Below are 23,862 nucleotides of genomic sequence, written 5' to 3'. Positions count from 1 at the left end.
CATGCCCCGACCGCTTCGTCATCTGATTCTGGTGCTCGGCGACCAGCTCGACCTCGCCGCTTCGGCATTCGACGGCTTTGATTGCGCGCAGGACGCCGTGTGGATGGCGGAAGTCGCGGAGGAATCCACGCACGTGTGGTCCGGCCGGCCGCGCATTGCGTTGTTTTTGTCCGCGATGCGGCATCACCGGGAGGCGCTGCGCGCGGCCGGCCGCACGGTGCATTATCGTGAGCTCGAGGAAAGCGGGAAGGGCGGCGGGCTGGCGGAGGAGCTGACGCGCGCGATCGCGCGGCTGAAGCCGCAGCGGCTGATCCTGACGGAGCCGGGCGACTGGCGGGTGGGGGAGGCGCTGGTGCAGGCGGCGAAGGCCGCGGGGTGTCCGCTGGAGGTGCGGGATGACCGGCACTTCTACGCCACGCGCGCGGATTTCGCCACGCATGCGCGCGGGCGCAAGCAGCTGCGGATGGAATATTTTTATCGGGAGATGCGGCGGAAGCACGGGGTGCTGCTCGATGCGGCGGGCGAGCCGGAGGGTGGGCAGTGGAATTTTGATCCGGAGAACCGGGGCAGCCTGCTGGCGGGCGGACCGGCGGGGCTGAAGGCACCGGTGAAATTCGAGCCGGACGCGATCACCCGCGGGGTGATCGACCTGGTGAACCGGGTGTTCGCGGATCATCCGGGCAAGCTGGACCAGTTTGACTGGCCGGTGACGACGGTGGAGGCGCGGGTGGCGCTGCAGGATTTCATTGCGCACCGGTTGGAGAAATTCGGCCAGTATCAGGATGCCATGTGGACCGAGGAGGCGTGGCTTTATCATTCGCGGTTGGCGGCGGCGATGAACCTGAAGCTGCTCGATCCGCGGGAAGTGGTCGGCGCTGCAGAACAGGCGTGGAGGAAGGGACGGGTGCCGTTGGCGGCGGCCGAGGGATTCATCCGGCAGATCCTCGGGTGGCGGGAGTACGTGCGCGGGGTGTACTGGCGATCCATGCCGGGTTACGTGGAGTTGAATGCGCTCGAGGCGCACGGCGCCTTGCCGCAATTCTACTGGACGGGGGATGTACCCATGGTGTGCCTCAGCCAGGCGATCCGCCAGTCACTGGAACTCGGGTACGCCCATCACATCCAGCGGCTGATGGTCACGGGGCTCTATGGGTTGATGCTGGGGGTGGAACCGCGCAAGGTGCACGAGTGGTACCTGGCCGTTTATGTGGACGCCGTGGAGTGGGTTGAGCTGCCCAACACGCTCGGCATGTCGCAATACGCCGATGGCGGCATCATGGCCTCGAAGCCGTATGTCGCGACGGGGAAGTACATCCAGCGGATGAGCAATTATTGTGCGGGCTGCCGGTTTGATCCGGCCAAGGCGACGGGGCCGGAGGCGTGTCCGTTTACGACGCTCTACTGGGATTTTCTGCAGCGTCACGAAAAACGGCTGGCGGCGAATCCGCGCATGGCGCTGCAGGTCAAAAATCTCGCGCGACTGAAGCCGGCCGAGCTCGCGGCGATCAGGCAACAGGCGGGGGCGATCCGGGCGAATGGCGGGGTGCCACCCGTGGGGCCGGGTGAACCGGGATTGTTGGCGCTTACCTGACCATCATGCCCCGGATGCGGAAGAAGTCTGATCTGCCGGTGAAGGACTGTGTCGTCTGCGGCCGCCCCTTCACCTGGCGGAAAAAGTGGGAGAAGGTGTGGGACGAGGTCCGTTATTGCTCCGATGGGTGTCGCAAGCGACGGGGGGCCAAGGGTTAAAGAAATATAAATCGGGACTTTCCAAGGCACCCTGCGTTTGTATGGTGGAGAGCTTATTATGCAGAGAACATTCGTTATCTTTAAGCCTGACTGTATGGCCCAGCGCCACGTCGGCGAAGTCCTTAGCCGCTTCGAGAGCGCCGGTTTCACCGTCGTCGGTTGCAAAATGGGCGTCCTGACGCCCGCCCTGCTGCGCGAGCACTACGCGCATGTGGCGAGCAAGCCGTTTTACCCGGAGATCGAGGGCTTCATGAGCTCGCGTCCCGTCATCATGATGGCGCTCGAGGGCGACAACATCGTGGCGAAAGTGCGTGACCTGCTCGGGCCCACGGACTCCCGCAAGGCGGCCAAGGGCACCATCCGCGGTGATTTTGGCACCGAGATGATGAAGAACGTGGTCCATGCCTCGGACAGCGACGAAAACGCCAAGATCGAGCTGGCGCGCTTCTTCAAGGCCGAGGAATTGTTCAACGTCTGATTTTGACTGCGCGCTTGACGGCCGGCCGTCTGGTGCGCTTTTTGGTTCTTTCAGTTTTTTGCCCCTATCGTCTAGCGGCTAGGACAGGAGATTCTCATTCTTCAAACCGGGGTTCGATTCCCCGTGGGGGCACCAATTTCAGAGGAGAGCTAGGTTCTCCACACAAATCCCACACAGATTTCCCCGGATTAATCATCCGGGGATTTTTTTTGGACATTAGCCAATTGGCGGCATCCGGCATGCCGATTCAGGATCTGGTAAGCTATCTTTGCACCTGGTGTGAACTTTCCGCAGGAGGGGTGGGGCACGGGTTCATGTGCCTCCTGGGAGCTCGAAGCGTAGCGAATATCGGGTGGCCCATCCACCAGGCAGCCAAGCATTTTCAAGGCAGTGCTGCAGCCCACAGGTCATCGAGCTCAAGCCAACTAGCACAATTAAAAAGCCACACCTTCGCACAGCGGAGGTGTGGCGGACTATTTCACTTCAGGGCCTTCAGCCGTCGCAGTCGCCGTCACAGGCGCTGCCGCCGGAGCCGCAGTTGCCATCGCAGTTGCGAGTAGGCGACAGTGGGGTCGTGTGATCGAGGTTCATCGGATCTCCTGTATTTATGATTTAGGTTTCGGGGCTTTGCTGTGTCCGCTCATTCAGGTCGAACGGAAGACTACAAATTCGCTATAGGGCTTCGTCTTGTGGGGCTGAGGCTTCACAAGGCTGAGTTTCAAAGTTGGTGTCGCGGTCTCCGCTTTCCTCTATTTGCACCACGAGATTAGTCTCGTTCTCCTCCTCGTCCAAGAGGGTCGCAGGGCGATTAGAGATCCGTTGCTTCATGGTGTCCTTACTATGGCGCGGACAATTGTCTCCCCACCTCGACGCCCGAGATGGGTAGGCAATTCGGATGGTTGATGTTCCGGGCGCTTGGCCTCGTACAGGTGTGCTCACTACGCCGGTGTCGGCTGGTTGACGCGGCCTGGGGGTAAGGTGCGTACCACACATCCTTTGGGCCAATCTGCATGAAAAACAGAACGGACAATTATCCGGGCCTCAGGCTGGTAACAATTCAACCCTCACCTCTATGAGCTACAACTATCAAGAACTCCTCGAAAGCCTGAACCCTCCTGCCAGTCGCATTCGCAAGAAGTCTACCAACGAGACCATCGACCTGAGCCCTCTCTCCATGCTCGCGCCCGTGTTTCCCAAAGTTCACTATGTGAGTCCCACCGTGAAATTGTTCGAGCACGCTGGCGGTGCCGTCAAAGACTCCTTTGGCAACTCGTGCGGTGTGATGAAGGGTGGGTACCTGGAGGATCCCGTTTCTGGGCGCCTCCTCGCTTCCAACTTCAATGGTATGCTTAAACCCATTGAACTGCCGCGCATGCCGCCGCCGATTACCTGGTGATCGATTCACTCATAAGTAACACGAAATCAACGAATACGTAAGTATCATTTGATCAAAATGGGTTGCCATACGGGGCGCAGACAATTGTCTGCGCCTTACCCATATGTTGTATCACTGCCTCTCAATGCTCGGGGCCGACCTCGGCAAACTGTTGGCGGCTATTTCGCGTTAAAATGCAGAAAAGCGTAACACTATCTCAGCGATTTGACACGGGCGTGGCAGGTCTCTGGCACGCCGCAGGGCACCCTAGGCTGGTCTCGGGCAATGTACCGATGCTGCGTTCTTTTTTTGCCCCGACTACCTTAAGAATCGGCACGCCGGTTGCGGAGACCCACACGATCCTTGGTTGGCCGCAAAAATACCTCGGGCATATCACACACTATGCCGAAGGTCAGACTTGGGGCATGAGCAGCAGTCCTGCTGAGCGTGGGCCACTCCCATTACCTCACGATGTAATGTACGAATTTGAGCCCGATGGTCGTGGAAGCCAGCTTCGGGTGAGCTGCCGGTTCGATTGTCTGGGGATCCTCGGCCTGCCACTGATCTCGAATCTGGTGGAATGGTACATGAAGCGAGCAATCGCCAAGGTATTTGATGCTGCACGGATGAACATCAGCCGGTCGCAAGCCGCGAATGATTCAGATTCCGCCGCGGTAACGCAGTCATAGCCTCACACAGTATGAAAAAACTATCGCATTCATTATTGGCCATCACCCTTTGGCTTGGATCCGCTTGGCAGGCCTTTGGGCAACAAGCTTTGCCTGCTGATAGCCAACCGCCAGTATCAATCAAAGTGGCGTACGCACCTGTGGTGTTGAATGTGCCGTTATTCTTGGGCCAGACACAGGGTCTGTTCAAAAGCAACGGTATCGAGGTCGAAGCCAAACTCTTCACCAGCGCGAACGAGATGATCAACGCATTGGTGGCTAATCAGGTTGATGCGGTAACTGGGGTTTCCATGGTGCCCATTCTCAACCTGGAGGCACAATTTCCAGGGCGAGTGCGAATCATCCTGCACAGCAAAATGAGCGAGGCTTCCCCGTACGATAGTATCGTTACCCGAGCGGACAGTGCCTTGAAGAAACTGGATGACCTTAAGGGTCATAAGGTCGGCCTTTATCCCGGGACTACGGCGCTAAATTTGCTCAAAGCCTTCCTGAAAAGCCGCGGAATTGATCCAGCATCCGTCGAATTGATTCAGCTCCCGCCATCCAGCCATATTTCAGCTCTACAATCGGGTGCCATTGACGCGTTGTTTGCCTATGAGCCCACACTCACGGCGCTCCTTAAGCAAAAAGAATACCGCAAGCTTTTCGGCTCTGTCTACGTCGCCATGCTCGAGCCCAGCCCGATCTCATGCTCTGTGATTTCTCGCAAATTCGAGACTGAACACCCGGAAGCCGCCAAGCGTTTCAGTGAAACATTGGGACAGGCGGTTTTACTCGCACGCAACGATCCGGCTGGGGCACGGAACTCGCTTTCCGGATTTACCAAGCTAGCCCCCGAGGTCATACCACATGTCAACCTTGTCGCTGATGTTTTGCCCACGGAAACTGACCTTAAGAACGTGCAGCAATTCAGTGATCTGATGAGAGAAATTGGCGAACTGCCGAAGTCGGTGGATGCCGCTGCCCTTTTGGCGCCGACAAAATGAATCCCGCTGCGCCCGCAGTCGTGGTCGAAAGACTCAGTTTTGGCTACAAGTCAAAGCTGGTTGATGATCACGATCTGCTCTTTAGGGATTTCTCTTTAAAATTGATGGCAGGTCAGTTCGTCGCCCTCATGGGCGGCAGTGGAAGTGGGAAAAGCACCTTCGCCAAACTGCTGGCCGGGACGCTCACGCACGAGCCTGCTGCGATCACGTGGCGGACAGACTTTACGGATCGGTTGTCCGATATCGTTTACATTGACCAAGCACCCATGAATGCGGTCTTCCCCTGGCATTCGATTCGCAAGAATATCATGTGGCCCTTGGAGTCGCTGGGCTGGAACAAGACCGAGATTGATAGCCGTACTGATGAATTGCTCGAATTATTTGGGCTTCAACATCTGGCCAACAGCTTTCCGGCCCACGTATCTGGAGGAGAACTTCAGCGCTTGGCAGTCGCGCGCAGCCTCTCCTGGAAGCCCAAGTGCCTAATTCTAGACGAGAATTTCTCGATGCTGGATCGACGGACCAAGGATGTAATCACCCATGGCCTGCGTCAGCTCTCCACCCGTGGTCAGATGACTATTCTGCTTATCACGCATAATCTTTCTGATGCGATGGCACTTGCGGATCGTTGCATAATTATCGGGCAACGCCCCGTCCGAGTCTTGGGAGACTTTTCAGTTCCTCTCGCGTTCCCTCGGAATGAGGAATCGCGTGAATATCAGGAAGCCCAAGAACCACTTATCGAGATCCTACGCCATGGCCATCTCTAGAAGTCCCCTTCGTGCTTTGGCCACATTTGCGTGTATCCTGATCATCTGGTTCGGGCTCACGGCAGGTAAGTTCGTCGATCCGATAATCCTGCCAACCCCGTTGAGTGTTGCCGGGGCCTTAGTCGAACTGTTAACGCCGTCTGGGTTGTTGATTGATCTCGTGGCAACCCTCCTGCGCCTTTTGATGGCGTTGGTCATTGCGACCGCTTTCGGGATCCCGTTCGGACTATGGCTTGGCTATCATGAGCGCATATATGCGGCGATCGAAGGGCCGCTTCACGCGATGCGTTCGGTTCCCCCCACAGCATTATTCCCGCTCTTTTTGATATTGGTAGGCGTCGGGCAAGGATCTCTCGTGGCGATGGCGGCATACCCTGCGTTGTTGGTTATCCTGATCAATACGATCAGTGGCGCCCGATTAGCCAACCGCCGACGCTTGCAGCAGGCTAAGATTCTTGGCCTGGGAGCATGGGCAACCGGCACCCAAGTTCTGTTTTGGGAGGCACTCCCTCATATCCTTGCCGGCATCAGGATAGCAGCAGGCTACGGGTTGGCACTCAGCATAGCTGGCGAGATGTTTATCGGCATCAGTGAAAATGGCCTCGGGCGTAAGATCTACGACTTTCAATCAGCGTACCGGATACCGGAAACCTATGCGGCCATCTTAGTTACCGGTTCCGTTGGTATCACATTGAACCAACTTGTCACGGTGGCTGAGCGCCGGCTCCTGCGTTGGCTCCCAATGGCGTCTCATGAACAGTAAGCTCGCCATGAATCCGGGTCGGCGGTAGGCATTTAGTAATGTCGGCGACCATAAAGGACGACCTTTGGGTTTATCACCAACCGCTGGAGTTACCGGCCGACATCAGGGGCATTGAGGATATCGCCGCCAGAGCGCCAGGTATCGCGAACGCGTTCCTGATCCGCTGTCTTCGTGAGGGGTACCTGCCTCCGACAATCCGTTTAGTTCTATATGCCGCCATTTCACCCAAAGCCCACGGCCTAGACATCCGCAGTCCGGCATTAGTGAACTGTGGTCAGGGTACTGACCATTTGCGGATGATCAAAAGGTTCGGTTACGTGACTTTATCCGCTCGAAATCGCGGGGAGTCATTTTATCAAAAAGTAGCCAACCACTATAGTGGCAAGAGCTCGGCCGCGTTAACCTTCAGTTCAAAAAAACCCGCCCAAAGAAAGCTAAGTGAGGATCAAAATCTTTTCCTCGTAGAGGTGGGCATCTCCACTGCAACGGCCTCTGATGAAGGGCGAATGCTAGATGAAATTGCCGAACCAACACTTGATGGCGACGGCGAATGGAAATCAGTCGATATTCTCGAGCAAGAATCCAATTGGACGGCTGTCCTGAAAAAAACCGCCAGTGCAAAGCGGGCCAAGCGTGATGTCAGTATCACTTGCTCGGGACTTCCAAAAGGGAAGGTACAGGACGCGGAGGAAGCGCTCCAGATCGATATTGTAGCAGCGTCCGTAGGAAATGATAAAGAATACCTCAACGACGTTGCCGCCCTGCTGCCCTTGGGGAACATCCTATTGGTGATGCCGAGGCCGCTATGGGCCGTTAAGCGAGAGATTCTTGGCGAGCAACTGGGCAATTCAGGATTGACGGTGGTGATCGACCCGGAAGCACCGATCGATGATTTTGTGATTCGTCGCTGCTACAATGTCGCAGACCGCCTAAGCTCATTGCTTAATACAGCTGTATTTGTCGCTAAGCAGAGCAGATTGGCAGGCGAAAACGCGGGTATGCGAGAAACCGCAAGGCAGATGATGCACGAAATCGTCAATGATTTAGGCCGAATCAAAACTTCGCTTGGTATAAATAAACTGCATGAAGCCCACTCCCTTCTGAAATCCATTAGGCAGCGCGGCGTATCAACTGGGCAAACACTGGCGGATCTCGACTATTCTATCTCGGGTGCGTTGGTTGATCCTGCTAGAGTTTCGTCACTAGCCCAGGCTGCTGCTTTCAAGGCGAGGGCATTCTACGTCAGCGTCGGTGGAAGACGAGAAGGGGGGGCAAAGCCTGTTTGGTCGAGTCTTAGCAAAATCCTGAGTGATGTCTGGGGCCTTTGGCTAGTTTACGATCCCGATGAGCTTAAGCTACATGAGCCACAGGGCGCGAATTGGAACGCTAGCTTTCTAGGTTACCCGGGGGACATAGAGTTTGCTCTAAGCGCGGCGATGCGAAACGCGGCCTTTCACAAAAAGCATCAGTCAATTGTCTGGGTCTATGCTGAAATAACAACAGCCAACAGTTTGAAAATTACCTGGCACAACGAAACAGATATGGATGGCGCTTTGGAGCTCCAAAAGCAGCTCGCAGATGAAACTGGTAGCGCAAACACTGGCTTGGGTTATGCCCAGCGGATTGCGGCGACCGCACAGTGGCAAGGCCCAGAGTACGAACTGTTCCAAACGACGAGCGCATCACCCCGAATCAGAACCACTCTTCAAATCCCGGGAAATGTAGGCACCCGCGGGTTTGAGTATCGGCATCCAGCATGCGAGAAGAAATAAACACATGAAACGCATCCAAATAGTAATGCTCGACGACCGGCCGGAAGCATCCGGTATTCCGAAGCTAGACCACTTCGGATTTATGAACAATCGGTGGCTTCCTTCGCCCAGTGGCGTTGAGGCGACGGCCCAAGATGACTCTTTAGGGGTTCAGTTTCGGACCATTTTGCCGGCTGACCTTGAGGCTACTCCTCAGTCTGATTGGGAGAACACGATCTTTTTAGTCGATGTGAACTGGGATCAGATACCTGCAGGAACGCCGGGGTTCGAGGGTGTATCAATGCAGGAAAAAATGTCCTACGGGGTCGAGCTCGCCCATGATTTGATCTGCCTCAGGGATGAACTGAATTCAAAGAGTATTCATATCCTGTTTTATTCAAATACACGTCAGGACTTGGTATATAGTAATGTGCGGTTGTGGAAAAAGCAGGGCGAAGAAAATATCGATGAGTTGATCTTTGGATTTAATCACGAGGCTTCGCTCGAAGTCGTGAGCACGCTATTCAGCGCGTATGATTCGATTGCGGGATCGATATTAAAGAAGGCAGGCCCAAAATTGATGGGTGAAGCCTTGATCGCATCAACTAGAGCTCATGCACGGCGCAAATCGGACGAAAACCTTATTCTTAGTGACTTTCTTGGTGCATGCGAGAACGAGGAGATTGATGGATTTCGGCTAGCGGATATCGCCTGGCCGTACCTGCGGTTTGCCAATCACGCGCTCGTAAACCCTCATCGCGTCCTTGAAATGTGGAAGGCGCATTTTGATACCCGATTAATTCAAATTCCTGCTGTTAGTTCCAAATGTGGAGAATCAGCCACTGTGTTGAGAGCTTTCCTGAGGTATGGTCAACGGGGCAGCCTCGCCACATGCAGCAAGCGCCTGGGGGTAGTGAAGGGTAAGGCACTGTCTGGGCTTTCGTTCGCCGACTTCTACCTGCTTGAAGCGAATATCAGCTCGAGCACCCAGCTCAGCAATCCTCACAAAACCATCACTGACTTGAAGGCACTCGGATTGGAGGTGTTGGAACGAACACCTAGTGAATGGTCATTATTCAATTCCTTGAACTCAAATCTCTCCACCAAACTGTGGGGGGAATTAAAGAAGGAGAATAGCACCGCGCTACCAGCTGCATTAAGACAGCCAGGTGTTTTTTCAATCGAGCGAAAGGATTGGAATCCGGAGGCTAGGATTCGCATAGTAAGAAAGTCTAAACCCACAATTTATTGGGCGCTTCAAGTTGACCCGATGACTGTAGTGTCCTGTCCATACATTGAAGCCATGGTCGTTGCCGACAGGTACAGGCAGAATCCTGGGCAAGACTTGCGAGCAGTTTGGGATGCGTGGAAAAACGACCAAGACCATTTAGAGTTGCTGGAAATTCTGGCTGAAAACGTCGATTCCTTGATGCAATCGGAGAATGTAGATGATGATGCTAAAAAGAGTCTAGTCACAGCACTTCGTCGTTGGGGATCAAATGTAAAGCTAGCGATCCACAATATCAACGAAGCGCATCTGCTGCTTAAGCAGATCCCTGACGGAAACGAATGCGTTGCTTCTCTCCGCTCCCAGCTGCGCCAACATGTGTTGCCCCGTATGGACGGCTGGCGGGAGCTCAGTGAGCTTTATGAGTCAGCTGCCGGGAAGCTAAGCCCAGTCAGGGTTCGCTTCTCCGAGAAGAACAAGGGGCTACTGTCGACATAAGTTAACCAAATTTAAGGCTAAAACTACCATGGAACCTCTAGAGCTCCGCGTCTTCAGATCCGCGCAGATCGCTCAACGGATAGTGATTAAAACCGTACGCTGCCAAGGCGTGGGCGATGCCCGTGCTATTGTGACCGAGATATTTCAACGCTTGATGGAAACTGAAGCATCGCGAGCTAAGAGCGTTAGAATGGCCATCAGTGAGATATTTAAGAAGCGAAGTCAGGAGCTCGACGAGCGTGACTGTGATGAAGCAGAAGATTTCATTGTTGCTGAAAGCATTCCGTATTTCCGCGATATTATCGCGAGCCAACTGCCCATTGAGCGGAAACCTAAGGCTACAAAAGCGAGGCCTCATGAGGTTTCGCTGGATGTTGCCATCAACGAGAGCGACCGAACGCTCCTTGATGTAATTCCTGCCACATATACCGCGGAAGACCATGTTCGTGTACAATTAGACGATTTGGAAATCGCTGGCGCGCTTGCCAAGTACCTCGGGAGTCAAATGGCACACGAGCCAGATATTGAAGCTCTGCAGGAGGCATTGGCTGATATCGGGCAAAAGCTGGAGGCAAAGGATACATGCTTTGAAGATGTTTTCTTTCCGTCAGGGTTTTCATACAAACGCGGAAAGCCCAAAATAGCAGAATGGAAGGCCCGTGCGTTGCATGCCGCCCTGGTTGATCGTGGCGTCGAACTCGATCTGGAACGCTTCATCGGCGCATTCGACATTGTACCTGAAATCAGGCCCGGTCATAGCGATGTATGAAAGTCGCACAAACCGTTCATCCCGTATTGATCGTTACAGGAGGAAGTGGGGGGATTGGTTCAGCAATAGCAACCATGGCAGCGATGCGCGGCTATAAGATTTGCGTCCATTACCATCGGAATCAAAAAGCGGCCGTAGCGCTGGTTAAGCGCTTAGCGAAAACTGGAGCTGTGGCTATCGCTGTCAGGGCTGATATATCTGTAATGGCGGACGTGGTCCGAATGTTTAAGACAGTTGATAGGAAGCTGGGAAGGGTGAGCGCTTTGGTTAACAATGCGGGCACATTAGAGCGCCAATGCAGAGTGGATTCCTTAGAACCCGCCCGTTTACAGCGTATATTCGCAATAAATACTTTTGGCGCCTTTTACTGCAGCAAGGAAGCAGTCTGTCGTATGTCCACCAAGCTTGGCGGCAGGGGAGGGGCCATAGTAAATGTCTCATCGGGAGCGGTAGCTTCCGGCGCACCTAACGAATATGTAGACTACGCTGCGTCAAAGGGAGCGTTAGATGTTTTGACCCGCGGTCTTTCTCGAGAAGTGGCATCGGAAGGTATCCGTGTGAACACCGTGCGCCCTGGTCATATCCATACGCCGATCCACTCTTTAGGCGGCGAGCCTAACAGGATATCTCGACTAGAGACTACAATACCCATGGGGCGCGGCGGGAGTCCTGAAGAGGTCGCTCAAGCTGTCTTGTGGCTGCTTTCGCCTGAGTCATCATACGTTACAGGTGCATGCCTAGATGTGAGTGGAGGAAAGTAGTCTTATCCTGCGTGCCGGTAAGGGATCCCTTCGGGCTATAGCTGCACTATCGAGTGACTGCTGAATAGTTCGGCAGACAATTGGGTCGGGGCATTAGGCAAACGATGAACCAGAAGTGTACATCTTTGCTTTTGGATGGCTTAGCGCGGAGCGCGTAAGTGTGCATGCCTCTAGATAGAGAGCCCGGGGTGGTATGACTCTTCTTTTGTCACCCCTATGAGAGCACTGCTCCGGTTCCTTCTATGCCGTTCATCGATCTCACTTAGCACGAAACCGCTTGGGCTCAAGTGACCGTGATGGGCCCCTTCGATCAATTGTTTCAAGCCTACAAGCACAGCTCCAAGTAACACTCCAAAACACTCATCCTCCAAATATGAAGACCATAGTGACCTTTTTAATCGTGATTGTAGGCCTTTTTGCCGTCGGCCTTTTAATCAAGCACAAGAAAGCACAATCCAAAGCAGCTTCGACACCAGTTACCGAGCAGGCCGCGCAAGCGGTCGAAGCAGCCAAAGCCCAGGTGAAGACTGCCGCTGAACGCATCAGCGCCGTAATCCCTGACAAGTCTGTTTCGGCACGCCCGGAAGGTACACAGCCTAAGTCGGGTAAGCCTGTAACGCACCTGCAGCGCCTCTTGCAGGGTGAAGTCCCCGTCGCACGAAATATGACGGCGACCGGCGAGCCCATCGCCATTCCCAGTATGCCCAATCTTTCCCGCCTGCTGGCGGCCGAAACCTCAAACTCTAACCGCTAACATCACCCGATCTATGAACACTACCACTATTGCATCGTATTCGCGCTCTGGCGCGTCCGGATTCAGTCGGACACACCTTGGGGTCATCGTTGTAGCCATTTCCGCTCTCCTGTCCGGATGCGCATCTAGTCCGGCCCCCGTCGCCGTGGTTGAGGTGCCGCCGCCGGCCAAGATCCAGTTCAACGGCATCGCCAAGGACCCTCTCGACGACCGCAGCCCGATCAACGTGAAGAATCAGGCCGTCGTTGATGAGGCGAATCGGGTCTGGGCGGCCCGCAAGACTGACTCGGCATCCTACCTGCGTTCTGGCCGCTTGCTCAACTCTACCTTGCAAGACAACGAGTTCTCAACTCCGGAGGAGCAGGTCCGCCTCGCGACCATGGCCCTGCAACACGCGCTGCTGGCCAATGATACCGAAACACTCGGTACCGCGACCCAGCACTGGGAAGCGGGTTACCGCGGAATTCGCAAAACGCCGCTTGGCGGCGAGGTCGAAACCTACCTGGTGGCGCTCCGTCGCCTGGGCCGCGACCTCCCGGATGAACTCGTCAACATCGCACATCCGGAAATCCAGAACCTCCTGAGAACGGAACTCTAATCTGAAACCACAAACTCCTTACCATACATGAAAACCCTTATCATCCATCGTATCCTGTTGGCGGCGCTCCTTGCTATGATCGTCGCCGGCAAGTCCCTCGCCCAGAGCGAGGGCACTTTGATCCTTACCGAGGAGGCGCAAAAGGTCATCACCCATGTGCAGGAGCGTGCCGCCAAACGCCTTCTCCAGAACCAGGCGGAGAGTGCAGACGGCACCATCCAGCAAGCGCGCCAAATCTCCGGCGTTCTCGTTGAGAGCCTCAAGGCAAAGGACCTCGAAAAAGCCTCAGAAGCCTGGTGGGCCGGCATGGAGGCCGGTGTGCCCAAGACGCTGGAGACCTTGCGTGACTCAAAGCTGGCCGAAGCGAGAGAGGCGGCCGAGGACGCAGTCAACCTGATCAAGGCGACCGTCCGCCGCGCGAGCCGCAATACGATGCCGTCGAACGGTGAGTCTGCAAACCTCTCCGGTGAAGCGGCCAGCTTGATCAGCGCGGACATGCGCGCCCTCGAGCAGGAAAAACGCGAACTGAACGATGATCTGCGCAAGGAGGTCGACAGCCTGAGTAATTCGTTTCCCGAGTTTCGGCACGTCTTGCAGCAGTCCGGCTTTACCTCGGCCAATGTCCGCGAACTTGTGATCAGCCGGCTTCGTGAGGCCAACCAGCTCGAGTATCAGGCCGGCATTTACGCAATCAACGCCATCGCCTGGAATAACATGAAAAGAACTATCACTATCCGCGCTGGCAACGGCGGCAATCCGCAGATCATGTCTGCGCAGAACGGCTCGGACGTGATCAAGGCCATGGAAATCAACAAGTTCTTCAAGTAGATCCCATTCTGAAATCCGAACCACATCCATCATGAAAAACTTCATCCTCATGCTTATCCTCGGGGGCACCTTTGCCCTCTCCTACGGTGCCGAGACCCAGTCCTACGCACTTCGCCTTGGCGAATCCCCTGTAAACGCCCCTGACGTGCAGCAGCAGTACAAGACCCTGTCGGGGCGACTCATCGCGGAGTACCTTGAAACCGGCAAGCTCTCGCGCGATTCGGTCGAAGCCTACCAGCTCATGGTCGGCATCGCCAACCGCAGCGGTGTGCGCTTGGAGCGGGCACCCCTGCGCACGACCGACGAACGCAACCTCGGTCCGGCGTTGCTGATCGCCCGCTTTGAGGCGCTCACTCTGGGCTATGACCGGATCTACCGGCTCAAGCTCCAGAATCAGTAACCAGCAAGCCACTGCGTCATGCAAACGTCCAACCCGCCGGTTATGCGTCGAGTAAGCAGTGCTGCCCACGACGACGGTGCTGTTTACATCGGCATCGCCGACGGAATCTTTCTCATGCTGGCGCTGTGGCTTTGCCTGGCCTCGCTGACGACCACGCAGCCTTCGCGTGCCAGTGAGGGTCAGAACTCCGTCACTATCAAGTCCGGGGCCGAGCAGCCTGACGGCAAACCCACCAAATCAGATGGCCCCGAGGCTCGTCCCGTCACCCACATCCTGAAGGGCAACCTGAGCGCAGCGGCCAGTCCTTCTGCTGATGGGTCGCTGATCGTAGAGGTCCCTTACGACATCTTTCAGACCTTACAGCAGGCGTCATCTGTCAAGGTCATCAGCCACAAACAATAGAACCGCATTCAAATGAAACCTGCATTGTTTCCCTCCTCAGCCCTGAACGTTCGCATCCTTGCCTCATCCCTGGGCGCGTTCCTCAAGTCGGCCCTCCAAGGCCTTCTCGCGGTTCTCCTGTTCGCACTCCTATGGTGGCTTGCTTACCTTTTGGAGTGGGCGCCGGCCCCGGCCTTGGAAGGCCTTATCGGAGCCTTCCTGCCGGTATTGCACGATCTTGGTCAGTTTGCTGGGTTCAACCTGACCCACAACCTGCCCTTCGTTCTCCTAGCGGCAGGACTGTTTGTGTCCTACGAGATGGCGTTTCGCAGGCAAGTCGCCGCCGGTGTCTCTCCCGCCGGCACCCTGAGCCTTTTTAAGGCGGCTTCACTTTTGCTGGGGCTCTTCACTATGGCCATTTCGCTTTACGGCGTCCTGACCGTATCAGGGGAGCAGGGCCAGGATGCACGTGCCCTGATCGGTAGCCTTTATTTCAAGTTTGGGCTCTGGGTCCTTAACGCCGTTCTCATGGTGGCCCGTTTTGTTTGGTTTGAACACACTCAACCCGCCCAGACCCATGCCTAACTGGCCCCGCATTCTAGGGCTGTGCATGGGGAGCCTTTTCGGAGTCGCTCTTTGCCTTGTGCTGTCCCCCCTCATCATGCCAGCCGGCATGCCGCCGCCCGCCAAACCGGCGCCTGCGGCTCCTGCCGCGGCCAACGAGACGTCGCAAACCCAGCCCTCCGTCCCGACCCCGGAAAACAAGTCCCTACCGGCCTCATTCGAGGAGATAGAGACCGTTTCGGCGCACACAGAGATCGATGAACATGACAAGCAGGCTGCACAAAAGTTTGCCTTCCCGCCTCTTAGTTTCCGCTGGCGAGGCCGACCTGAAGATCTGGCGCCTGCCTTCATCTGGCAGTCACCCAGCCTTGGCTACCACCTTGGTGATCGCAAGGTGCCAGCGGGGGAGGAGGGCGATGAACTCCTGTCGCAATACTCCGCCACGCTCGCTATCAAAATGACCGGTACCGATGCCGTACTGAGGATGCATTTGAACGTGATTACCCGGCTCCGTGCCTGGGTTGAGGAAGTCCGGCCTGAGTTGCGCGATCAGGCTCTTGTTATCGTTGTCGAACCCCGCGGGCGAAACGAGGTGACGCTCAGGATGCCCGCTGTAGGCAGTCGTCCAGCACGAACCATTATGGTGGGCGTATGAAAGTCACCGCTCTTAATTTACTCCCACTGTCGCTGGAAACGATCCAGCGGCTGCACTCCCGTGGGATAGTGTCGGTGGAGTCTCTGTCAGACCTTCTCCACGGTAGCCCGGAGAGCCGGGGAGCCGTAGCGACACTACTGGATCTCCCTCCTGATGAGATGGTGGCCTTGCATGCTCGCGTGGACTTGATTGTCCCGAATTCAGGAGATCAGGCCAAGGTCGGCCGATTCGGACTCCGGCATCCAGGCAAAACCCATGAAGCCTAAGCGCGCCATCTCGCCCAAGTTCCTACGCGGTCTGAAAGGCCTCAGAAAGGCCGAGCGAGAGCGCTTGGCACTCCGGGGTATACGCGAGGCTGACCAGCTCGCCTGCCTGCTGCACAGCCAACCGGAGCTTGTGGCCCAATATACTTCAACGGATGCAAAGCTAACGTCTGTCTGGGGTGACAGCTCTGTGCGCCGTATCCACGTCGAGCCGGTAGAGCTTACCCGACAGATCAAGGCACATTCTCGCAGTTTCGGGGCGGTGCGTCGGCCAAGAAAGAACCCTGACCAGGTGGCACTGCGCCCAAATGCCATCTCACAGCTCCTAGGCTTGCAGCTCGAGCAACACGGAGGGCTTCCCGCCGAGGTCGATATGACGGCCTCAATTCCATACATCCACGACCAAGGGGTGAATCCAGCCTGTGTAGGACACGCGGCCACTGCGGCCGTGGAAATGCACACGGGCGATGTCCTATCCGGAAGTTATGTTTACCTCCACAGCAAGGCACTCGATGGTCATCCTCACGAGGACGGCACCACCTTGGAGGCCGGTATTGAAGCTTTGAGCCAGTTCGGAGCGTGCAAATTGGCGACTTGGCCAGGAGCCGATGCGGAGATGCGGTCACTGGATGGTCTCGGTCTCCCGGACGAGGCGGCAGATGAGGAAGCCTCCGGCTTCGGAATATCGGCCGCTAGGTCCGGTCCGATCGACACAATTCACGGAATCAAGACGGCGCTCGCATATGGCACCGCAGGGCAGGGAAGGCCTGTTTTGGCCGCAGTGCCTGTCTATGCCTCCTGGGATGCTGCATTCCGGACCGGAACCGTTTCTCTGAGACTAGGCGAAGATGACACCCTTCTGGGGTGGCACGCGATATTGCTCGTCGGGTATAGGGACGACCACGAAGCCCCGGGTGGCGGGCATTTTCTTTTTCAGAACTCCTGGGGGGAAGGCTGGGCTTCGGCCAGTCCTCACCGTGACGGCGTCGGTTCAATCCCGTATGCCTACTTCGAGGAGAATGAGACAGAAACCCATTACCTTGAACCAGCGGTCCTAAACAGCGCCAATGTCGTAGTCGGGATGGCATCCCGTTATACTGCGTTGGTGCCCATTGTTGGGTTCATGGCACTCTGCGGCCTGTTCTTATGGCCATTTGGCCTCGCTCACCCTCACGCGTCGACTCTATCTGAAGTCTCAACACCGCAACGGCAGGATCTGGCACGACCACTTCGCCTCCCATCGGACCCAAGGACAGTTTCATCCTCCCTCGCAATCCCTTCAGACACCTGGGAAACGCTGGATGCCGAGCACAAGCTACTAGATCATGATCTTGCTGAATACGTTAGTGTCGTGCACAAAGACTTCCCTGAGGGAAAGGCGGTTTTCCGTACGAAAAGCCGATCGACATATGCTAAGTGAATAATTGCTCCCCATATTCGCAGAATGCGCGCGCAAACAGAAGAGCCATTTACTGCGCTTGCTCTGAACAGATCTGATTGCAAACTAGTACCGCTGCATGACTGCCAACAGCTTTAGGGAGAACACCGCCATAGTGGCAAATCGCGAATATTCTCAAAAGACGGCGCGAGTGATTGGTGTAAGTGGGGTCCCTTGGCAGATTGATACCTTGCTCTTTGATCACGATGGGACACTGGTCGATACAGAATGGGCCTATTTTGACGCGACCAGAGAAGCATTGGGCCGACACGGAATCGAGCTAGGCTGCGATATCTGGTCCGAACTCTACCTGCAAAATGGCATGTCCTCTACTTTGGTCGCTCAGGCATTGGGGCTAAAAGAACAATACTTGGACGCTTTCCTCGCAGTGCGGAGGGAGCTGTATTACAACCGCCTAGAGGCTATAATCATCAATGACAACGCACACCAGTTGCTTGCCGAGCTCCGTCGTTGCTATCGAATTGGGCTCGTGACCAGCAATTCGCGACAGGCTCTAACACTTTTACATGGCGCGACAGGTTTCTTGGAACTATTCGACTACATTGTGACCGGGTCAGAGGTCAAACGCTGTAAGCCATCTCCGGACATCTACCTGCGGGCTGCGGGCGATATGGGAGCATTTTTGCCAAGCTGCCTTGCTATTGAGGATTCTCAACGCGGCCTAGCCGCCGCACTAGCAGCAAATATCGCCTGTATCGCCATGCCGAATAAGTTGACTCTACGGCATGATTTTTCCGGCGCGCTCACAGTTATCAACTCCTTAGCCGAACTCCGAGACTTTCTCTTCACCCCTGGCCCGCGGCACTTAAGACTGTAAGACAATCGAATTTGAATCCGCGCCGCAAAATCCTTCTCAATCCCGGCCCTGGAACGACCACCAACATCGTCAAGCGGGCCTTGGTCGTTCCCGACATCTGCCCACGTGAAAGAGAGTTCGGTTCAGTGGTATACCAAATCCGTCGTGACCTATTGACCGTGTCCGGGGCCGATCCCGAAACTCACTGCGCGGTACTTATCGCCGGTCCGGGTACTGCGGCGGTTGAGGCCGCACTAGGATCTCTGGTGCCACGAGATGGACGCGTCCTTATTATTGAAAACGGCGCTTATGGTGAGCGTGCTGCGGAGATCGCAACTACGCTGCAAATTCCAGTTGATGTGTGGTCCTTACCTTGGACGGTATGCCCATCCCCCGTAGAATTTGCAGCACGCATCACTGCAGGTCGATTCACTCATGCCTTCTGGGTGCATCATGAAACTACGACTGGCATGCTTACTCCTTTGGCAGAATACGGTCGGATCTGCCGATCCTGCGGTGTCGTCTCGATCGTCGACGCAATGTCGTCATTTGCTGGCCTTCCAATTTCATTACGGGAAGATGCGGTTGATTTCATCATAAGCAGCGCAAACAAGTGCCTGCAGGGTATGCCCGGCGTGAGCTTTGTCCTAGGCCCGCAGGAATTAATCGAAAGAAGTTCCGCAATAGGTAGAACATACACTTTGAATCTCGCTCGCCATGAAGCCAGTCTGATCAATGGGCAGTTTCCTTTTACTCCGCCTGTTCAGGTCTTATACGCGATGGCGTGCGCACTGCAAGAGACGCTAACCGAAACCGTTGCAGCCCGCGCAGCCCGCTATCGTGCATGCTATTCAGTGATGCTCGACGGAATGGAACAGCTCGGGTTTAGGACCGTTCTTCCCAAAGCGCTTCATTCTCAATTACTCACGGCGTTCCACAGCCATGATGCGCCCGGCTTTTCTTTTGAGCAATTGCACGATTACCTGTATGCGCGGGATATCACTCTCTACCCCGGCAAGTTGCGCCATGAAAAATCATTCCGAGTCGCAAACATTGGTGCTCTAACACCTCATGACATGCGTGGCTTCATTGCCGCTGTCCGGGAGTATCTGCATGAAAACTGACAGCCCGCCAACTAAGGCCCAGATGCTGCGAGCGTTGCTTACCACTACTCGGCTCGATTTCATCATGGAAGCACACAATGGCCTGTCCGCACGAATTGCGGAAGAGGCTGGCTTCCCGGCGATTTGGGCCAGTGGACTGGCGATTTCCGCCTCACTTGGTGTGCGCGATAATAATGAAGCGAGCTGGACTCAGGTTGTCGAAGTCGCCGAGTTTATGGCGGATGCGACCCAAGTTCCCATCCTCTTCGACGGCGACACGGGCTTTGGAAATTTTAATAATTTCCGTCGCTTGGTCCGAAAGCTCGAACAGCGCGGCATCGCAGGGGTGTGCCTCGAAGATAAGATCTTCCCCAAAGCTAACAGTTTTCAACGTGGCCCCTCCCAGTTGTTGGCTCCGGTCGACGACTTTTGCGGCAAGATTAAGGCAGGTAAGGATGCGCAGTACGATGAGAGCTTTGTGCTCATTGCGCGCACGGAGGCACTGATTGCAGGCTGTGGCTTGGCGGAGGCAATTCGCCGCGCCGAGGCCTATCGGCAAGCTGGCGCGGACGCCATAATCGTGCATAGCGCACATGCGTCCCCTGATGAAATATTTGCTTTTCTCGACCGGTGGGAAAACCGGCACCCCATTATCCTGATTCCCACTAAGTATCACACCACACCCACCCAGCATTTCGCGCGACGTCGCGTCGCAGCTCTCATTTGGGCAAATCACCTCCTGCGCTCGAGCATAGCTGCAATGCAGTCGACGGCGGTTCGCATTGTCCGAGAGCGCAGTGTTTCGCGAATTGAGCCAAAGATCGCGTCACTAAATGAGGTTTTTCGTCTCCAAGGCGATGAGGAGTTGCGCGTGGCGGAAGGACGCTTCGGTGATGGCGCGGCCCAGCGAAAAGCAATTTTGTTAGTTGGAACGAGAGATAAGTCTATCCGGCATTTGCCCTCGCAGAAGTTATCGCAGGCAATGGTCTGCGTAGATGGAATCTCGATCGTCGAGAGAATGTGTAATACCCTTTCCACACTGAATGTGCGAGATATCACCATAGTTGCGGGATCTCGCGTCGAAGCGATTTCCCGCGCTGCTGTTCGAATCGTCGGGCAACGGGTTTGGAATACAAGCGGCGATGTTGGTGCGCTTAAACAAGCGGCGGACCTTCTGCAAGGAACCTGTGTTATCGCCTTGGCCGATGTGCTATGCCGACGCTACATTCTTCAACAGATGCTCGAAGATCCGGCTGATTTCGTGATCGCGGCGGACCGCTCAATACGGCGTCATGCCGGACGGCCGCGCTGCCTGCTGAAGCTCGCAAATCCCGCCCCCCACGTATTCATCGACGCCGATGTGGTTCTTAGATCGGCGGCTTTCTCAGATGCCTTTTCGCGGTTTGATGCCGAATGGCTCGGACTGCTCAAGTGTTCGGCTCGGGGTGCCGAGACCTTGAGAAATCTAGTCGGCCGTTTAAATATAAAGACAACAGAAAGGCCACACTCATTGCTCGATGCGCTACTCGCGCTTCAAAATAGCGGTGAGCGGATCAAGGTAATTCTCGTTTCTTCTGATTGGACTACAGCCGACTCTGCGGTCGGCCTTAAAGCCACCCACCAATCTTAACCATGGTTTCAGCGCGTGTTTTTCTCGATGGTTGTTTTGTACGAGGAGTACGACTGGTTACGGGCGTTCCTTGTTCCTATCTGAAACCATTAATTGATGCTTCACTTGAAGATAAACGATTTCAGTTTCGCGATGCCGTCAACGAAGGTGATGCCGTTGCTATGGCTGCCGGGGCAGTCTTAGGTGGGGCGCCGGCTATGGCCATGTTCCAGAATTCTGGCTTGGGCAATGCGGTCAACGCACTGACTTCGCTATGCTACCCTTTTCGGGTGCCGATACTACTCGTCATAACGCACCGCGGCGAACCTGGCGCCCAGCCTGATGAACCGCAGCACGAGCAGATGGGCCGGATAACAAATAAGCTCCTTGATCTACTAGAAATCCCCTGGAGCCGCTTACCGCGGGACCCTGCGGCTCTCGACGCGGTACTTGATCGGGCGATTGCCTCGATGATGACGACGCGGCGACCTTATGCGTTGGTCCTTAGCAGCGATGGGATTGAGCCGTACCCGTCAGAACGGCATATGTCTTCTACAGTTCCAACGACAACTGACCATTTCTTCCGTGAATTATTCACCCGACCTCGGCATCTGCGAGCGACGCGAACTCAGGCGTTGATGGCCATTCGGGAAGCGCGTCACGATGATGAAGTTCTTATCGCCACCACAGGATATACCGGCCGTGAGCTTTACGCCCTAGGTGATGACCCTTGGAATTTGTATCTAGTAGGTTCGATGGGCTCCGCCAGCGCATTCGGGCTGGGGTTGGCTCTCCACCATCGCAAACACCACGTCACGGTCATCGATGGCGATGGAGCTGCGCTGATGCGAATGGGCAATCTTGCTACGCTGGGCGCCTATGCTCCGCCCGATTTTCTCCATGTCGTCATAGATAACGAAGTACACGAGTCCACTGGGGGGCAATCAACTGTAAGTTCCGGCGTTTCATTTGCGGCTGTCGCTCAAGCATGCGGCTACCGCCGAGTTAATGCAACTGATGATCTGGCTCAATTTATAGTGGATTTGAAGACACCTAGAAACGAAGGTCCAACGTTGCTTCATTTTCGTATCCGACCGGGTTCGCCAACCAAGTTACCGCGCCCGAAAACGACGCCTGAGCAAGTATTCACTCGCCTGCAGTGTTGGCTGCAAGCTGTGTAATTCAGGCATGTCATTGCCCGTTTCAACCGAAGCATGGATTCGCTCTTGTCGTGGACGCTCAATATGTGTTGTCGGTAACGCGGTGTTTCACCGTAACTGGGGCGAACATATCGATAGCTTCGACATCGTCGTGCGATTCAACAATTATGCGATCACTGGTTTCGAAAAAGAGGTGGGCCGCAAGACCACAGCTTGGGCGAGTTACGCAAATCTAGATGGGTATTTGCAGCCTCGTGCCGGTTTGACAACTTACAGTCCGTTCCGGTGCGACGCATCGGAATCAGGCGATGCATGTTTTCCTGGCGCGGTTTATGCCGTGTCTGACGTGCATCAATTATTGGGCATTGCCCGCCCAACCACTGGTACAGCTCTTCTTGCCCTATTTCATCAGGAGCGAGTCGCCGCGACGGTAGTGGGCTTTGATTTCCTTCGTAGCGGGCACTATATGAAGCCATCTCACCGTCATACCCGCGACATCCATTGTGAAATGAATTCTGAGGAGAAATTCGTGCGCGGATCGCATCACTTCACTCTATTGTAGGACTAACTAACACCACCGGCGTCCAGAGCATTCAGCAGATCAGCACTTTCACCTAAGCTGACTTTTCGTATGAATGGTTTCCCGCTTGTAAGCACTGCATCGAGATCAGCCAAAGAGAGAACGTCAGGATGGGCACTGTCGTCATGTCTCCAGCGTGAGAACAACAAGTGGTCGTTAAAGACAGGTACGGGGTCGATTGCATTAAGTAGAGCTGTGTGGAAGAAGAGCTCATCAGGAATGTGTGTCCAACGATGAAAGTCTCGAAAATCAGGGTGTTCACGAATGAAGCCAAGAATCTTTGCGGCAGCGATCCAGGTGAGGCTCCACCATTGGCTCCCGGCATACGGAAGCGCGTATGATGGGTGTGTCCGAGGACATGGCCAAAACGGTTTCAGCATAGCCTCACGCATCCGCAGCCCGAGACCATGACGGCCGGACGGATGCGAAAAAGAGTAGGATCCAATGCGGAAGGTGTAGCGATCAAGACGTTCGCTTTGTATCTTCCGCTGCCAAACGACAGATGGCATCGTTCCATCGCACCGAAAATGACGCATGAAATTGAGCGGTGATCGGGCGAAGAAATCTGAGAGCGCCTGTCCGGAAAGTGTTGGATAGTGTTGGCCGCTGAGCAGAGTAATTCTTCGTATGCCGCCAATTTCTTCCGCCACCCGTAACCCTTCTACGGTTGCGTCTACAAGGCCTAATGAGCCCCACCTTGACTCATAACGGCGGATGAAGTGAACGTTACGAAGGTCGGCACAAGCCTGTCTGAAGGGTTCGAATGAGACCAGCCGATCGACATGGACAAGGAATGTGGTTTCAGATGACTGCAAACGGATGATCAACCGTCGCAGTAGCAGTGGCTCTCGGTGGGCTAGAATTAAAAATGCATGTTTCACCCTCGAATCTGCTT

At 55.3% G+C, this 23,862-nt stretch carries 26 protein-coding genes and 1 tRNA gene; 26 read left to right on the top strand and 1 reads right to left on the bottom strand.

Annotation, left to right across the window (positions count from 1 at the left end):
* Position 1 precedes the first annotated feature (1 nt).
* The 26 genes from Verru16B_RS16010 to Verru16B_RS18045 all read left to right on the top strand — a co-directional run bounded on the left by Verru16B_RS16010 (position 2) and on the right by Verru16B_RS18045 (position 22,949).
* Entirely contained in the window at positions 2-1,591 is a 1,590-nt protein-coding gene (locus Verru16B_RS16010) for a cryptochrome/photolyase family protein (protein WP_069963227.1), read from the top strand.
* A gap of 5 nt (positions 1,592-1,596) precedes the next feature.
* On the top strand, positions 1,597-1,749 hold the full coding sequence (locus Verru16B_RS19230; RefSeq protein ID WP_083270425.1) for a DUF2256 domain-containing protein: 153 nt from the start codon (positions 1,597-1,599) through the stop codon (positions 1,747-1,749).
* A gap of 58 nt (positions 1,750-1,807) precedes the next feature.
* Positions 1,808-2,227: a nucleoside-diphosphate kinase gene (gene ndk / locus Verru16B_RS16005; protein ID WP_069963226.1), complete on the top strand. Its 420-nt coding sequence runs from the start codon at positions 1,808-1,810 to the stop codon at positions 2,225-2,227.
* A 60-nt stretch (positions 2,228-2,287) separates the two neighbouring features.
* Positions 2,288-2,362, top strand: a tRNA-Glu gene (locus Verru16B_RS16000).
* Positions 2,363-3,299: 937 nt separating this feature from the next.
* Positions 3,300-3,623, top strand: coding sequence for a hypothetical protein (locus Verru16B_RS15995; protein WP_069963225.1), 324 nt, complete (start codon positions 3,300-3,302; stop codon positions 3,621-3,623).
* Positions 3,624-3,796: 173 nt separating this feature from the next.
* Positions 3,797-4,291: a hypothetical protein gene (locus tag Verru16B_RS18460; protein WP_157772493.1), complete on the top strand. Its 495-nt coding sequence runs from the start codon at positions 3,797-3,799 to the stop codon at positions 4,289-4,291.
* 11 nt (positions 4,292-4,302) lie between these two features.
* Entirely contained in the window at positions 4,303-5,277 is a 975-nt protein-coding gene (locus Verru16B_RS15990; RefSeq protein ID WP_083270424.1) for an ABC transporter substrate-binding protein, read from the top strand.
* Complete coding sequence (locus Verru16B_RS15985; protein ID WP_083270423.1) at positions 5,274-6,047, top strand: ABC transporter ATP-binding protein; 774 nt, start codon at positions 5,274-5,276, stop codon at positions 6,045-6,047. Before Verru16B_RS15990 ends, Verru16B_RS15985 begins: the two co-directional genes overlap by 4 nt.
* 16 nt (positions 6,048-6,063) lie before the next feature.
* A complete protein-coding gene (locus Verru16B_RS15980) occupies positions 6,064-6,810 on the top strand; it encodes an ABC transporter permease (protein WP_069963222.1) in 747 nt (248 codons plus the stop codon).
* Between the two features lie 38 nt (positions 6,811-6,848).
* On the top strand, positions 6,849-8,582 hold the full coding sequence (locus Verru16B_RS18455) for a hypothetical protein (RefSeq protein WP_157772491.1): 1,734 nt from the start codon (positions 6,849-6,851) through the stop codon (positions 8,580-8,582).
* Between the two features lie 4 nt (positions 8,583-8,586).
* Positions 8,587-10,287: a hypothetical protein gene (locus Verru16B_RS18450; RefSeq protein WP_157772490.1), complete on the top strand. Its 1,701-nt coding sequence runs from the start codon at positions 8,587-8,589 to the stop codon at positions 10,285-10,287.
* Positions 10,288-10,369: 82 nt separating this feature from the next.
* On the top strand, positions 10,370-11,056 hold the full coding sequence (locus tag Verru16B_RS15975) for a hypothetical protein (RefSeq protein ID WP_157772489.1): 687 nt from the start codon (positions 10,370-10,372) through the stop codon (positions 11,054-11,056).
* Positions 11,053-11,817 (top strand): SDR family oxidoreductase, encoded by a 765-nt coding sequence (locus tag Verru16B_RS19225; protein ID WP_083270421.1) that lies wholly within the window; start codon positions 11,053-11,055, stop codon positions 11,815-11,817. The genes Verru16B_RS15975 and Verru16B_RS19225 overlap by 4 nt, the downstream gene beginning before the upstream one ends.
* A 373-nt stretch (positions 11,818-12,190) precedes the next feature.
* A complete protein-coding gene (locus Verru16B_RS15970) occupies positions 12,191-12,571 on the top strand; it encodes a hypothetical protein (protein ID WP_069963220.1) in 381 nt (126 codons plus the stop codon).
* A 13-nt stretch (positions 12,572-12,584) separates the two neighbouring features.
* Positions 12,585-13,169 (top strand): hypothetical protein, encoded by a 585-nt coding sequence (locus Verru16B_RS15965; protein WP_157772488.1) that lies wholly within the window; start codon positions 12,585-12,587, stop codon positions 13,167-13,169.
* A gap of 27 nt (positions 13,170-13,196) precedes the next feature.
* Positions 13,197-13,997 carry a hypothetical protein gene (locus Verru16B_RS15960; RefSeq protein ID WP_069963218.1) on the top strand — a complete coding sequence of 267 codons (801 nt, stop codon included), beginning with the start codon at positions 13,197-13,199 and terminating at the stop codon, positions 13,995-13,997.
* Positions 13,998-14,028: 31 nt separating this feature from the next.
* Entirely contained in the window at positions 14,029-14,397 is a 369-nt protein-coding gene (locus Verru16B_RS15955) for a hypothetical protein (RefSeq protein ID WP_069963217.1), read from the top strand.
* A gap of 18 nt (positions 14,398-14,415) precedes the next feature.
* Entirely contained in the window at positions 14,416-14,799 is a 384-nt protein-coding gene (locus tag Verru16B_RS15950) for a hypothetical protein (protein WP_157772487.1), read from the top strand.
* A 12-nt stretch (positions 14,800-14,811) separates the two neighbouring features.
* Positions 14,812-15,363, top strand: a complete 552-nt coding sequence (locus Verru16B_RS15945) for a hypothetical protein (RefSeq protein ID WP_157772486.1) — start codon at positions 14,812-14,814, stop codon at positions 15,361-15,363.
* A gap of 58 nt (positions 15,364-15,421) precedes the next feature.
* Complete coding sequence (locus tag Verru16B_RS15940; protein WP_157772485.1) at positions 15,422-15,997, top strand: hypothetical protein; 576 nt, start codon at positions 15,422-15,424, stop codon at positions 15,995-15,997.
* Positions 15,998-16,252: 255 nt separating this feature from the next.
* Positions 16,253-17,680 carry a C1 family peptidase gene (locus Verru16B_RS18445; RefSeq protein WP_157772484.1) on the top strand — a complete coding sequence of 476 codons (1,428 nt, stop codon included), beginning with the start codon at positions 16,253-16,255 and terminating at the stop codon, positions 17,678-17,680.
* A gap of 97 nt (positions 17,681-17,777) precedes the next feature.
* Positions 17,778-18,536, top strand: coding sequence for an HAD family hydrolase (locus Verru16B_RS15935; protein ID WP_069963213.1), 759 nt, complete (start codon positions 17,778-17,780; stop codon positions 18,534-18,536).
* A gap of 11 nt (positions 18,537-18,547) precedes the next feature.
* A complete protein-coding gene (locus Verru16B_RS18055; RefSeq protein ID WP_083270420.1) occupies positions 18,548-19,639 on the top strand; it encodes a 2-aminoethylphosphonate aminotransferase in 1,092 nt (363 codons plus the stop codon).
* On the top strand, positions 19,629-21,248 hold the full coding sequence (gene aepX / locus Verru16B_RS18050) for a phosphoenolpyruvate mutase (protein ID WP_157772483.1): 1,620 nt from the start codon (positions 19,629-19,631) through the stop codon (positions 21,246-21,248). Before Verru16B_RS18055 ends, aepX begins: the two co-directional genes overlap by 11 nt.
* 2 nt (positions 21,249-21,250) lie before the next feature.
* The gene (gene aepY, locus Verru16B_RS15925; RefSeq protein WP_069963211.1) at positions 21,251-22,408 is read left to right on the top strand and encodes a phosphonopyruvate decarboxylase; all 1,158 of its coding nucleotides are present in this window, start codon (positions 21,251-21,253) and stop codon (positions 22,406-22,408) included.
* A gap of 7 nt (positions 22,409-22,415) precedes the next feature.
* On the top strand, positions 22,416-22,949 hold the full coding sequence (locus Verru16B_RS18045) for a glycosyltransferase family 29 protein (RefSeq protein ID WP_083270418.1): 534 nt from the start codon (positions 22,416-22,418) through the stop codon (positions 22,947-22,949).
* Between the two features lie 2 nt (positions 22,950-22,951).
* Here Verru16B_RS18045 and Verru16B_RS18040 read toward each other — a convergent pair whose 3' ends face one another.
* Positions 22,952-23,848, bottom strand: coding sequence for a beta-1,6-N-acetylglucosaminyltransferase (locus Verru16B_RS18040; protein WP_083270417.1), 897 nt, complete (start codon positions 23,846-23,848; stop codon positions 22,952-22,954).
* Positions 23,849-23,862 lie beyond the last annotated feature (14 nt).

Source organism: Lacunisphaera limnophila (genome assembly GCF_001746835.1).
GTDB lineage: Bacteria > Verrucomicrobiota > Verrucomicrobiia > Opitutales > Opitutaceae > Lacunisphaera > Lacunisphaera limnophila.
This window is presented reverse-complemented; position numbering and strand designations above follow the sequence as displayed.

Excerpts from the sequence above, each read along its gene's own strand:
- Verru16B_RS16010 (WP_069963227.1), top strand. The coding sequence starts at position 2 with ATGCCCCGACCGCTTCGTCATCTGATTCTGGTGCTCGGCGACCAGCTC.
- Verru16B_RS19230 (WP_083270425.1), top strand. The coding sequence starts at position 1,597 with ATGCCCCGGATGCGGAAGAAGTCTGATCTGCCGGTGAAGGACTGTGTC.
- ndk (WP_069963226.1), top strand. The coding sequence starts at position 1,808 with ATGCAGAGAACATTCGTTATCTTTAAGCCTGACTGTATGGCCCAGCGC.
- Verru16B_RS15995 (WP_069963225.1), top strand. The coding sequence starts at position 3,300 with ATGAGCTACAACTATCAAGAACTCCTCGAAAGCCTGAACCCTCCTGCC.
- Verru16B_RS18460 (WP_157772493.1), top strand. The coding sequence starts at position 3,797 with ATGCAGAAAAGCGTAACACTATCTCAGCGATTTGACACGGGCGTGGCA.
- Verru16B_RS15990 (WP_083270424.1), top strand. The coding sequence starts at position 4,303 with ATGAAAAAACTATCGCATTCATTATTGGCCATCACCCTTTGGCTTGGA.
- Verru16B_RS15985 (WP_083270423.1), top strand. The coding sequence starts at position 5,274 with ATGAATCCCGCTGCGCCCGCAGTCGTGGTCGAAAGACTCAGTTTTGGC.
- Verru16B_RS18455 (WP_157772491.1), top strand. The coding sequence starts at position 6,849 with ATGTCGGCGACCATAAAGGACGACCTTTGGGTTTATCACCAACCGCTG.
- Verru16B_RS18450 (WP_157772490.1), top strand. The coding sequence starts at position 8,587 with ATGAAACGCATCCAAATAGTAATGCTCGACGACCGGCCGGAAGCATCC.
- Verru16B_RS19225 (WP_083270421.1), top strand. The coding sequence starts at position 11,053 with ATGAAAGTCGCACAAACCGTTCATCCCGTATTGATCGTTACAGGAGGA.
- Verru16B_RS15970 (WP_069963220.1), top strand. The coding sequence starts at position 12,191 with ATGAAGACCATAGTGACCTTTTTAATCGTGATTGTAGGCCTTTTTGCC.
- Verru16B_RS15965 (WP_157772488.1), top strand. The coding sequence starts at position 12,585 with ATGAACACTACCACTATTGCATCGTATTCGCGCTCTGGCGCGTCCGGA.
- Verru16B_RS15960 (WP_069963218.1), top strand. The coding sequence starts at position 13,197 with ATGAAAACCCTTATCATCCATCGTATCCTGTTGGCGGCGCTCCTTGCT.
- Verru16B_RS15955 (WP_069963217.1), top strand. The coding sequence starts at position 14,029 with ATGAAAAACTTCATCCTCATGCTTATCCTCGGGGGCACCTTTGCCCTC.
- Verru16B_RS15950 (WP_157772487.1), top strand. The coding sequence starts at position 14,416 with ATGCAAACGTCCAACCCGCCGGTTATGCGTCGAGTAAGCAGTGCTGCC.
- Verru16B_RS15945 (WP_157772486.1), top strand. The coding sequence starts at position 14,812 with ATGAAACCTGCATTGTTTCCCTCCTCAGCCCTGAACGTTCGCATCCTT.
- Verru16B_RS18445 (WP_157772484.1), top strand. The coding sequence starts at position 16,253 with ATGAAGCCTAAGCGCGCCATCTCGCCCAAGTTCCTACGCGGTCTGAAA.
- Verru16B_RS15935 (WP_069963213.1), top strand. The coding sequence starts at position 17,778 with ATGACTGCCAACAGCTTTAGGGAGAACACCGCCATAGTGGCAAATCGC.
- aepX (WP_157772483.1), top strand. The coding sequence starts at position 19,629 with ATGAAAACTGACAGCCCGCCAACTAAGGCCCAGATGCTGCGAGCGTTG.
- aepY (WP_069963211.1), top strand. The coding sequence starts at position 21,251 with ATGGTTTCAGCGCGTGTTTTTCTCGATGGTTGTTTTGTACGAGGAGTA.
- Verru16B_RS18045 (WP_083270418.1), top strand. The coding sequence starts at position 22,416 with ATGTCATTGCCCGTTTCAACCGAAGCATGGATTCGCTCTTGTCGTGGA.